7 protein-coding genes are annotated in these 12752 nt (G+C 36.8%); 3 read left to right on the top strand and 4 right to left on the bottom strand.

Annotated features, from left to right (window positions below; translation table 11 throughout):
- Positions 1-11: 11 nt before the first annotated feature.
- Positions 12-1148 carry an iron-containing alcohol dehydrogenase gene (locus GQ598_RS08990; protein WP_160403821.1) on the bottom strand — a complete coding sequence of 379 codons (1137 nt, stop codon included), beginning with the start codon at positions 1146-1148 and terminating at the stop codon, positions 12-14.
- A gap of 228 nt (positions 1149-1376) precedes the next feature.
- Here GQ598_RS08990 and GQ598_RS08985 point away from each other — a divergent pair, with 228 nt between their 5' ends.
- From GQ598_RS08985 to GQ598_RS08975, 3 genes are read left to right on the top strand one after another with little or no spacing between them, the layout of a single operon-like run.
- Positions 1377-2660 (top strand): four-carbon acid sugar kinase family protein, encoded by a 1284-nt coding sequence (locus GQ598_RS08985; RefSeq protein ID WP_160403819.1) that lies wholly within the window; start codon positions 1377-1379, stop codon positions 2658-2660.
- An 11-nt stretch (positions 2661-2671) separates the two neighbouring features.
- Entirely contained in the window at positions 2672-3652 is a 981-nt protein-coding gene (pdxA, locus tag GQ598_RS08980; protein ID WP_160403817.1) for a 4-hydroxythreonine-4-phosphate dehydrogenase PdxA, read from the top strand.
- A 36-nt stretch (positions 3653-3688) separates the two neighbouring features.
- Positions 3689-4450 carry a DeoR/GlpR family DNA-binding transcription regulator gene (locus GQ598_RS08975; protein WP_160403815.1) on the top strand — a complete coding sequence of 254 codons (762 nt, stop codon included), beginning with the start codon at positions 3689-3691 and terminating at the stop codon, positions 4448-4450.
- 47 nt (positions 4451-4497) lie between these two features.
- On the opposite strand, the gene ndk is transcribed toward GQ598_RS08975, so the two are convergent.
- The 3 genes from ndk to GQ598_RS08960 form a co-directional block, all read right to left on the bottom strand.
- A complete protein-coding gene (ndk, locus tag GQ598_RS08970; protein WP_091350837.1) occupies positions 4498-4920 on the bottom strand; it encodes a nucleoside-diphosphate kinase in 423 nt (140 codons plus the stop codon).
- 14 nt (positions 4921-4934) lie between these two features.
- Positions 4935-7232 (bottom strand): penicillin-binding protein 1C, encoded by a 2298-nt coding sequence (gene pbpC, locus GQ598_RS08965; protein ID WP_160403812.1) that lies wholly within the window; start codon positions 7230-7232, stop codon positions 4935-4937.
- A 110-nt stretch (positions 7233-7342) separates the two neighbouring features.
- On the bottom strand, positions 7343-12481 hold the full coding sequence (locus tag GQ598_RS08960; protein WP_160403810.1) for an alpha-2-macroglobulin: 5139 nt from the start codon (positions 12479-12481) through the stop codon (positions 7343-7345).
- Positions 12482-12752: the final 271 nt, after the last annotated feature.

Here is a 12752-nt window from a genome sequence, read left to right as displayed (position 1 = left end):
AGCTATATTTTTTATAAAAGAGATTGGTAAATAGCTAACACATCATGTTTTGAAACTTTTTTAGGTACGTTATTCATTAACCGTTTCACATCAAGAGCGGCATTAACTAAGTAAGGTAAATCATCGGGGGAAATATTGAGTTCTTGTAGCTTAGACGGCAATGCTAAACGTTTAACTAGATCTCTAAAATAGTTAACCAATGCATGTGATTTTTCTTCTTTGGTTAAGGTTAAGTCTGCATCAGGTAATAAATCATAGATTTGAGAAAATTTATCAACTGCTACATCACGAATAAATGTCATACAAGGAACAAGTAAAATTGCGTTCGCAACACCATGAGGGATGTGGTACTTACCGCCAAGCGGGTAAGACATAGCATGAACCAAATGCGTACCAGCATGAGCAATAGCCGCACCACCATAATAAGAAGCCCAAAGCATATTGAGTTTTGCTTCAAGATCTGTTTTATCTTTGACAGATCTCTCAAGCGAATTAAACAGCTTTTCAATCCCTATTAAAGCATAATTATCACCTACAGCATTGGATATATTGGCAGTAAAACATTCAATTAAATGACACAAAGCATCAATGCCAGTTGAAGAAGCTATATGGTTTGGCATTGAAATGGTTAATTCAGGAACTAAACAAACATAATCCGGTAACATGACAGGAGAAATAATCCCTTGTTTAGTACATTTTTCAGGTATTGCTAAAATTGCATTTGGCGTAGCTTCAGACCCTGTTCCTGCGGTTGTTGGAATTAATATTGAAGTACATCGACGAGTTGGCTTTATTCCATCTAATAACAGCTCAAGAGTAACATTAGAATTTTTGACACATAAAACCGAAACTAATTTAGCGACATCAAGAACACTTCCTCCTCCGACACCAATAACAAGGTCAGCATTAGATATTTTCATTTTATTTAATAAATTAGTAACATCGTGATGGCTAGGCTCTGGCGGAACATCATCAACTAATGTAACAACGGCAACGGTATCTTGTACTTTTTTAATAAAATCTGACACCAAGGGCAAATTGACAATATTTTGATCCGTAATAAAAAGAACGTGTTCGCGCTCTTCCAATAAATAATGAAGATCATTTAATATTCCCTGCCCGCTTAAAATCGTACTATTTATGTGCATAATTAGGCTCCAATAAGTATCACAAAAATGAACATCAAAAATCATAATGATTTATATTAATCATTAAATATTATTTTATGTTTCAATTATGATCAAATTTAATATTTATAATTATGATCCAGATCACATTACGATTAAAATGATTATATTTAATCATTTTGGTTGTGTTTTTTAATAAAGAACCTGTATAATCACAAAAATAGAAAATTTATGACTAAGAGTTAATCAATGTTTAAATTAATAGTTGCGGATGATTTCACTGGCTCAAATGATGCTGGAGTTCAATTTGTGAATAAAGGAATGGTTGTTGATGTCGTTTTCGACTGGGAAAAAGCACCTATATCTTCAAACGCAAATATTAAAGAAATGAAACAAAATGAATGCGATGTGATAGTAATTAATACAGAAAGCCGTTCTATATCAATAGAAGAAGCACAACAAAGAATAAAAACAGTTATTTCAAACTATCCAAGTTTAAAACAGATATATAAAAAAATTGACTCAACATTAAGAGGAAACATTGGCGCTGAAATTGAAACACTATTAAACGTAACACAATATAAAGCAGCTTTAATTATTCCTGCCTTTCCTAATATGAAGAGAATAACAAAGAATGGACAATGTTATATTGATGGCGTTGAATTAATTAAGACTGAATTTGCTACTGATCCTAAAACGCCTATTTATTCGTCAAGTATCAAAAAAGTGATTGAACAACAAACTGATTTTTCATGTGGAGAAATCTATTTAGATGCGGTAAGAAATTATACTCTAAAAGAGCAAATTGAGCTCTTACTCCAAAGCGGAAATAAAATTATTATAATCGACGCAGAAACAAATGATGACTTACAAATAATTGTTTCACAAATTTTACCGCTACTAAACCAATTATTATTAGTTGGATCTGCTGGGATAATTAATTTTATTCCGACAGACAAAAAACAAAATTTAATCAATAATGAAAAAAAAACGACAACTCCAATTCTGGTTATTGCGGGTTCAATGAGTGAAAAAACACAACAACAAATAAATTACACTGTCAAAAATGGGGATAATAATTGGCAAGTTGTTAATGTCGATCTTTCTGATTTATTACCTAACTTTTCTTTAGAAAAATTAAATCAATATAGAAATAAAATTCAAAAAATACTTGATACTAATCAACATTGTATTGTTAGAACATGTTCAACCCATACCGATCGATTTAAGGTTGATAACTATTGTCAACAATATCATCTTTCACGAACAGAACTTGGTGAAAAAATATGCGATGCTTTAGGGCAATTAGTTGCAAAGTTAAAATTTGATAATCTATTTTTAACAGGCGGTGATGTAGCTATTTCAATTGCAAAATCGTTGGGAGCTATTGGCTTTAGAATTCAGGGAGAAGTAAGTACAGGTGTCCCGTATGGTAAGTTGCTAAGCAAAAAACCAGTTCACTTTCGAGTATTTACCAAAGCAGGGGGCTTTGGTGAACAAGATATATTTTTAAAATCATTAGAATTTATTTAGAGGAGACTATCGTGTCAAAAATCATAGCAATAACAATGGGGGATCCTGCTGGTATTGGACCTGAAATTATTGTCAAAGCATTACAATCTGATGTGCTTAAAAATGTGCATTCTGTTGTAATTGGTTCTGCAAAGCTTTTAGAAAAACAATTAAAAATGGGACTATTCAATAATGTCTCTATTAACGTAATTGATCATGTTAATAAAGCCACTTTTAAACCTAATGTTATTAATGTGATTGATATGAAATTAGAAGATATTGACTCATTAAAACCAGGAACACTGCAACCACAAGCGGGTGATTTAGCATATCGTTGTGTAGTAAAAGCCACCGAACTTGCTTTAAACGGAGACGTAGCAGCGATTGCAACTGCACCATTAAACAAAGAGGCGTTACATTCTGCCGGACATATGTATCCAGGCCATACCGAGCTATTAGCAAAATTAACCAATAGTAAAGATGTTGCGATGGTTCTTTATACAGATACCCTTAAAGTTATTCATGTGACTACCCATGTTTCATTACGTAATTTTTTAGACAATTTAAGCTGTGAACGCATTGAAAAAGTTATTAAAATTGCCGATGACTTTCTTAAAAAAGTGGGTATTAAACAACCTAAAATAGCCGTTGCCGGTATAAACCCCCATGCTGGTGAGCACGGTTTATTTGGTGATGAAGAGATAAAATTTGTGATACCAGCCATAGAAAAAATGCGAAATCAAGGAGTTGACGCTATTGGACCTTGTGCTCCTGATACCGTTTTTTTACAAGCCCATCAAGGCAAATTTGATATAGTTGTAGCTATGTATCACGATCAAGGCCATATTCCGCTAAAATTATTAGGATTTTATGACGGTGTTAATATTGCAGCAGGTCTACCATTCATTAGAACTTCGGCTGACCATGGCACAGCATATGACATTGCTTGGCAAGGTGTTGCTAAACCCGATAGTATGATAGAATCTATTCGATTAGCAGAACTGTTATCATAAATAACAACATAACTGATTAAAAACGGGGATTGTAAGGTGGGAAAATATAATCGGCTTGATCAAATCATGGACTATCTTAAAATTCATAATCTGGTAACTGTCGAAGAATTGGTTATAGCAACAGAAGCTTCTCCCGCCACAATTCGTCGTGATCTGATAAAACTGGATCAGCAGGGTGTAATAAGCCGAACACACGGAGGAGTTACACTAAATAGATTCATCCCTGCACAACCAACAACATTAGAAAAACTTCATAAAAGCTTCACTGAAAAACAACTTATTGCAGATACAGCTGCCCGACTTATAAAAGCTGGTGATTCAATTGCCTTGGATGCCGGTACAACAACACTCGAAATAGCAAAAAGAATAACACAAATGCCAGTTAGAGTGATCACTTCTGATTTACATATTGCTCTATTTTTGTCTGAATTTAAGCAAATTGAAGTGACAATTATTGGTGGTAAAATAGATGATAGTAGTCAATCATGCATTGGTGAACATGGGCGTTCTTTATTGCAACAGATTAACCCAGATATTTCCTTCATCAGTTGTAATTCATGGAGCATAAATAAAGGTGTTACAGCTCCAACAGAAGATAAAGCCCTAATAAAAGCAAGTTTTGCTGAAAAAGCAGATAGAATCGTACTTGTTGCTGATAGTAGCAAATATAATTGCTATTCTCTATTTACATCTATCCCACTAAATCACTTTACAGATGTTATTACCGATAACAATCTAGATGAAGAAACATTACAACTTCTAAAGTGCCAACCATTTAAATTACACATTGCAAATTAGTTTACAATTATCACCAATATACAAGCGAAGTGTTTTGCAATATTGATTTACCCAACTATCTCACTATCGACAAAAAAGTAAGCAATTTCCTTTTCGGCCGAGGTTAAAGAGTCTGAACCATGTACAGCATTTTCGGTCATACTGTCAGCAAAGTCAGCCCGCAAAGTACCTGCGGTTGCTTTAGATAGATCAGTCGGTCCCATCAACTCCCTATAACGTTTAATAGCATTATCGCCTTCAAGAACCTGAACAACTATTGGGCCTGATATCATAAAGTTAACTAATTTATCAAAAAATGATTTACCTTGATGCTCTGCATAAAAGCCTTCAGCTTGTTCTTTCGTTAATCTAAGCATTTTTAATGCAACAATATTGAGTTTTGCTTGGTTGATACGCGTGACTATTTCACCAATCAATTGCTTTTTAACGGCATTGGGTTTGATGATGGATAATGTTCTTTCAATAGTCATATGCTTGCTCCTAGTTAATCAAGGGTAAATGACAGCCGTAAAATTTGACCACTTTGATCTAATAATAATAGATGATGTAAACCTGTTTGAGTTACCCTTAAGGCAACTTTTTGATTGTCATGGGTTTGCTCAATCAGATCACCATCTAGAAACCACCATTTATCGCCTGTACCGCCTTGTGGTGTTACATCAATGGTAACATCTTGTTGCCCGGGTAAACGTTTTACCAATTGCTTATCTCGCAGGCCAATAATATTAAGTGGTGAAAAGACATCTTTACCAAACACGGGGCAATCTTTATCCATTTCAGGAAATAGCGATTGCCTGCGTTCTTTCGGTAACAGCCAATTTTCTAATGCTATTGGCCATAATGCAATCTGTTTTTTGTGCGCATTGAGACAATCCGCAGACACACGTTTGCCCTCATTATTGACCCAAATAGTGACCCATCCTGAACGATAGATGTTGTTATTAAGCACCGTAAGCGTATCAAGCGTTGGAGGAATCATATTATTTAATATCCAAGCATTTTTCTGCCGGTGACAGTTTTCATCGTTTGCTGGCAGAACTTGCCCTGATGGCCAACAAATTTTTGCTGAAGTCACCGTTGCCGGTTTTGTTACTAAAGGTAATGGTCTATTGAGTCGTCGATCTTTATTTAATAATAACGAGTTAACTTGTTGTAAAATCGGCACTGCGGTAATACTGCCGTATTGTCCAACAACAGGCGTTCCATCAGGACGACCAACCCAAACACCAATTAAATAACGAGGGTTCATACCAACTGCCCAAGCATCACGATAGCCATAACTAGTACCTGTTTTATAGACAAGTTGATGATTATTAACTAGCATCTGCCTTGTGATCCATGCGCAACCATCGCTAATAAATGGCTTACTTAGCAATGGTTCATCTTGCGTAAAACGTAAAGGACTAACTTGCCCATGACGAGCAAAGGCACTATAGGCGCTGACCAAATTATCCATTCTTAACGATGCACCACCTAATATATACGATATATTAGGATTATTACCGTTAGACTCAAGCGGTAAACCAATACTAGCAAGCTTACCGGCAAACCGTTTAGGACCATAAAGCTCAATTAGCTCAACCGCAGGTAAGTTTAATGAATTTTTTAATGCTTCTGAAGCACTGATTGGACCATAAAAATCTTCATCAAAATTTGTAGGCCTATAATCAGAACTGATTCGCGGTGTATCTTGCAATAGCGACTCAGAATGAATCATACCATCATCAATTGCTAACGCATACATAAAAGGCTTTAATGTTGACCCAGGTGAGCGAAGTGCGCTTATCATATCGACCTGACCAAACCGCTCTTTATCATTAAAATCAACTGAACCTATATAACCTTTTACTGACATATCGGTATGATCGACAACTAAAATAGCCAGCGAAGTTTTGGGGGGGAGTTGGTTTTTACGATTATTGGCAATATCTTCAAGACTATATTGCAGAGATAGATCGATAGTTGAGTGAATAATATCAATATTTGGGTATTGTTGGTTTAATCTTCGAGCTAACAGAGGCGCAAGTTGTGGCTTTTTACGTGGGTAAACCCAGACCTCTTCTTTTTGGACTTGATCTATAATATCAGGTGACCATACTTGGTATTGAGCTAACCTTGCTAAAACCTTGTCCCGAGCCTGTTTGGCGCGCTTAGGATATCTATCAGGACGCAAACGGCTTGGCGCTTGTGGCAATACCGCTAATAACACCGCCTCGCTACGTGTTAACGCTTTTGGCGCTTTACCAAAATAAGACCAACTCGCCGATCCCAAACCCTCGATAGTGCCGCCAAATGGTGCACGGTTAATATACAAAGTTAAAATCTCGTCTTTGGTAAAATGCAGCTCAAGTTGTAACGTTCGAAATATTTGCTTCAACTTACCTATCATCGTACGATCATGCGGATAGAGCAACCTTGCAACTTGCATCGAAATCGTACTCCCACCCGAAATAATCCGCTTATTGCTGATATTTTGCCAAGCGGCTCGTAGTAATGAAGCAGGGTTAATACCCACATGCTCATAAAAATGACGATCTTCATAATTCAACAACACATCAAGATAATCGTTAGGCACATCATCTAATTGGATTGGATACCGCCAAACACCATTTTCATCAGCGAAACGCCAAAGGGGTGTGCCATCTTCAGCAAGAATGGTTTGTGTCGTTTTATTGTTTGTAATAGAGAGTGGAAAGAAATGATCGGCAACAAAAAAGCCGCCTAATAATACAAGGATGAAAAAAAACAAGAAAACCAGAATATAGCGCAGGCACTTTTTCATTTTGTCAAAAGCTCAAAAAAACTATAGTTGAATATAAATAGATACCGCTAACGAATGTTAGCGGTATCTATTTATTTATATTTTTAATCATCAAATCGAATTAAGACCTACTATTGTTGATCTGAAATATTCGATTCACCATTACGCTCAACAATAGATATCAAGTCAAAGGATTGACCAATGGCAAACCGCTCAGGGCGGTACATTGATTCGACATAAGGATATGGAATCATATAATTCCCCGCCGTCACCGCTCTAGCTAAATAAGCAACGCGTGTACGATATGTACCATCACTCACATAATGATTAATATCAACGGCCGCAACGTATCTATCATCACGAAATTCTTGATATTTAACATCATTGCTGTCTTCATCTTTCAACAAATTAGCTAGTTCAGGAATAGCCTGCAAGCTCACACTACTATTGGTTAGATTTTGATTTTCTAACTCAACACCAGCCGGTAAAAAATCAACAATTAATGCATCGTGAACAGCTTCTTTATGCGCGTTAGCTTCTAATAAAACTACCATCAAATCCCCTACTTTCATATTATTCGGTTGGATTTTATTACCGTTCAAATCATAATAAGTACGTTTAATGGTTAATTCACTATTATCACTTGTTGGCGCTGGGGACTTCTTGCCGTAACCAGAAACAGTGAATTTGACATAAAGCGGCTGCGCATTTTCTGGATTTGAAATGGTTAAACCATTAGCCAAATCGGCAAAAGCCAAAGAGCGCGATAGTGCTGAATTGACATTATTTGTATGATTATTAATCACAACATCAAATTTTTGCGACGATTTATGTTGCTCTAACGACCAACCCGCCATAAATAAGGCATTGAGTTCCTGCGTTGAAAAATAACGCGTATCATTGAGTAAATCTGATAACTGAATTAAATAATCCGCTTGTTTATCAACACTGAGTCCGTTGTCGAGCAATAAAGATAGCACCAGTGCATTATCACGAATAGCACTACCATATTCACCCAACCAAGAATATTGATGATTATAACTTGTAGTAAATACCTGCGGCATTAAACTGTCATAGATATTATCAAAACCAGCCAGTTTCGCAGATAGTGCCAACTGAGCAATCGGCAATGGTGAAAACACCTTAACATTACCCTGAGTGATCTGTTGATACATTCGATTAATTTCATTACGCACCGATACCGTGATTTTATTTTGCTTTGTCAGCACCATTAAAGCATAAGCTTTAGTGGCAAACTGTGTATAATCAGCCACTTGTGAATTATCGTAGTAATTTTGCAAACTATTAAACGCATTAGTATCGTAAACATATTGGCTAATACGCGAAATAGCCGCATCAAGCGCATTATTATTCACATTATAGCCCCGCTCTTTGGCTTGCAATAAAAAGTCAGTTGCATACACCGTTAACCAATGTTCTTCGGCACTATCTCTACTCCACAAACCAAAACTACCATTATTGCGTTGCATCGATAAAATGCGCGAAATACCCAATTGCACTTTTTCACGTCGTTTGTCATCCGATTCGGTTTTAATCCCTAAAGCAGAAAGCTGCTCTTGGTTTGCATATAATGACGGTGTTAAACCACTAATGGTCTGTTCCAAACAGCCATATGGATAGGCAAATAACGTTTTAACATATTGAGCAATATTGAGCGGAGGTTGATTTGATACAATTAATTTACCATCAACGGTATTGTCAATCATATCAACAAGACTATCTTCAGGTAATGACCAGTTTTCACCGCCATTGATTGCTATAGAATAATACCGTGTGGTTGCGGCATATGCAGGTCTAACGCCAATGTTCCAAGATCGCTTGATCTGGTAATCAGAACCATCTTCTAACAAAATCCCCTTAACATTAACAGTAACCGTGCCTTGCCCATAGCCATAATCGGCAGCTATTGGCACTTGAATAATTTGTCTTTGCTTGCTATCAAGCGTTAATGTTACTACCTTATCTGAATTTTGATAAACCAAACCATCAGTAGAAATCTCGATCTGCATCGTTTGCGCTTTGTCAGTTAGATTATTCAAATCCAACGCCAAATTAGCCTGATCACCGCCCGACAAAAAGCGCGGTGTAGATAGTTCAGTCACCACCGGTGATGCAACAAGCATGGTCTGTTCAGCCTTACCAAAACGAGTATCATCCCATGCTTGTGCCATTATGCGCAATTCGCCATTAAAATCAGGTAAAGCAAGGTCAACAACACCTTCGCCATCATCATTTAACTGAATGGTTTGCAATTGCTGAGCCACAATATTAACGTCATTTAATGGCTTTTTACCGCCTGCACTAGCACCAAGCATTGCATCACCACCAAAGCTCATATTGACATTGCGCCCTTTACCTTCAATCAACTTACCATAAACATCATAAAGATCGACGTTATAACGTTTACGGCCCAAAAACGTACTATAAGGATCAGGAGTTACAAAATTGGTAATATTTAACACACCAGAATCCACAGCCGAAACTAACACCGTTACCTTATGATCTTGCTGGATTGCATTTTTATCCATTTTGATTGTTATTGGAATGGTCTTTTCAGGCTCTGTCTTTTTGGGTGCTTCAATACTTACGTTTAATTGACGATCAGACGTATCAATTGGCAAATAAAGTAAACCAATCGCCTGCTTAATGGTCTGTACTGCGGCATCGGTTGATGGTCGAATAATCATCGCACTAATATAAATATCATGACGTCCCCAATCTTTAATTGGAATATCGACATCAAGACCATCGTCATCAACGGTAATATCTTGCTTCCACAACATACCATCATTGGTTTCGAGCGAAATATAGCCAGAACCCGCAACAGGGGCTTGAACATGTATTTTAGCAGTATCGCCAACGGCATAAGCTGTCTTATCAAGACTTAATTTAACCTGATCAGGGCGAACAGAATGGGTACCGTTGGTATTATCCTCCCAATCGTAACCACTTCTAAAACGCAAGCTACTGGTCACGCCATTTTTAGTATCAATCACCTCAATACGGTAAGAACCATAATCATCGGTTTGGTAGCTTACTTTAGCGGTGCCATTTTCATCAATAGAAAGCGGTTGCTCTTGCACAACAAATTCGTTCGAATTGTACTCTTGATGCCATCCTGAATCGTCAGACCAGCTCCAATAGTAATTGCGGCGCTCACGAATAACCCTTGCCTTTAAGTTCCTTGCCGCCAGCTTATTGCCCTCAACGTCGACATAAGCTACTTCAAACTCAGCATTGGCGCCTTTATCAACCGTCGGGCTGTTTTGATACCGATCTAACGACCAATCATAATAAGGCGATTGGGAAAACAACGCACGCACAGCCGGCATTTGCTCGCTTGGCCAAATAGCTTGGCTGGCATAACGCGTCACAGGCCGACCACCAGAATCAAGCAAACTAGCTTGTAAAACCACATTAATAGGGGAACTTAACTTACCCCAATCTTTAGTATTAATCTTAATTTGTGCAATGCCATTATTATCTAAAAGCGCATCAATATTATCAAGTTGACGATCGCCCCCATTATCAACCACATTACCAATTTTATAATCAGCAAGCTTAGGGATTGTATCGTTCTTCTTAACATAAACATAACTTTCTAAACGATTACCCGAGGCTGGGGCACCATAAAGATACCAACCTTTAACGTCAAAATGAATTTCATTATCAAGCATGATGGGGTTATTTGATGTGGTAGTAATTTCCATCCCCATGCGCTCTGGCAAAAATTCCTCAACATTAAAATAAGCATAACGGTAATTATCATCCCCTAAATTAAAACGAAAAGCCCATTTGCCTGTTTCTGCATTCGCTGGAATAGCATATTGCCATTGGTATAAACCGTTTGAATCAGCTTTCGCTTTGATTGTAAAATTTTCAACCACTAAATTATCGGGTGACATAACATCAACCACAATCGGCTGAACAGGCAACGGCTTACCATTGGCATCACGCAAAAGCGCATTAAAATAGACCGTCTCTTTTGGCCGATATAAGTCACGAGCGCCAAAAGCAAACAACTGTTTTTGATAAAAAGCCGACCCCATTAAATTATATTCACTTAAATTTAATGCGCCACGATCCAAATTAACCAAAGAAATCTGCTTACCATCGCTTGCTGTCAACAAAGCGTACTCCATACCTTTAGGTAAAGTTATATCGGCATAACCATTAGCGTCAGTTTTGGCAGAAACTGTTTTACAGTCCTTATTACTGTCTCGAATACTTTTGCTACATAAAACCGATAAGTTGATATCGGAAAGAGGTTTTCCATTATCTAATGCATGGGTAATGACTGATAATTTACCGTTTTCATAGGCATGCACTGCAAAACCAATATTACTGATCGAAAACATCGACACAGGATTTGAATAATTATGAATTCCAGCTTGATTCATCACCGCAAAATAAACACCCTCTTGTTGTAATGGTGTAATGGACGACAAATCAAGTAATACGGTTTCTTGTGAATTACGTTTTGGATTTAAGTCAAATCGAGACGTATAAACTAAATCAACAAACTGATGTAAATCCTTAGAGTCCCAAAATGACAATTGATTCATAAAACCATAATTATCAATAAAATCGGACAGCTTTTCAGGCTTAATTTTAAAAAAGTTAACATCAACCTTATCAACGTTAAGAGTAACCACTGGCAAACCACTCATTGATTTGCTTGGCAACAAATAACCACTGCTAGCAAACCCAACCATTGGCTTACGATCTTGGGTTTTAATATGAGTTTGATAGACTGCGGCTAAACTACTACCATTAATGCCCGCTAACATCTTATCAATAGTGAGTTCTAAATCACGGTTTGGTTCAAGGTAACGATGTCTTAATTCTAATCCATTGTCAGACAATTCCCATGCCCCATCAACATTCCCCGTTTGACGATCGACTAAACGCAACAAATTCGAAAATTTAAGATTAGGATTTAAAGGAACCGAAAAGGTAATAACCAGTGTACTTGAACCATCAAGAATAACTTCCGAACTATCAATGACCTTTAATTCTTTATCATGATATTTTTCGACTAATTCTGGGGTAGGTTTAAAAAGTGGCTTGGATTGATTATCTATTTTAGCGTTATCATTGGGATCGGCTGTATGGTTATTATCAACAAATTCCGATGCCGATGGAGTTGTTAATAGTTCAGAATTTGCATTTTGCTTAGCATCTTTATTATCACAGCCAGCTAATGCTAATAGCATACTCAATACAGCGGCCTGTTTGACTAATCCCATTTTCATTACACCTCATCTATCATAATCGCTATTGTGGATTATTTTTATTTATTATTGGCTATATATTATGCACTAGCCCTTGCTTTTTGGCAAAGCGTGTTTAGTAAAGTTTGGTAATTTTTAAAAAATTACTAAAACAAAAAAAACTAATATTATCAATAGACTAGTTTTAAGTGCGATTAGAGATTTTGAACTGCCCCCCAAAAGTTGGATTGTTTAAATCTACTTTTGGGAATAAAATTATGGCAAAAAAATATACATTCGATTTTAA

The organism is Gilliamella sp. Pas-s95, from assembly GCF_009795795.1.
Classification (GTDB): domain Bacteria; phylum Pseudomonadota; class Gammaproteobacteria; order Enterobacterales; family Orbaceae; genus Gilliamella; species Gilliamella bombicola.
Note: the sequence above shows the minus strand (reverse complement) of the source record. Positions and strands in the feature narration are given on the sequence as shown.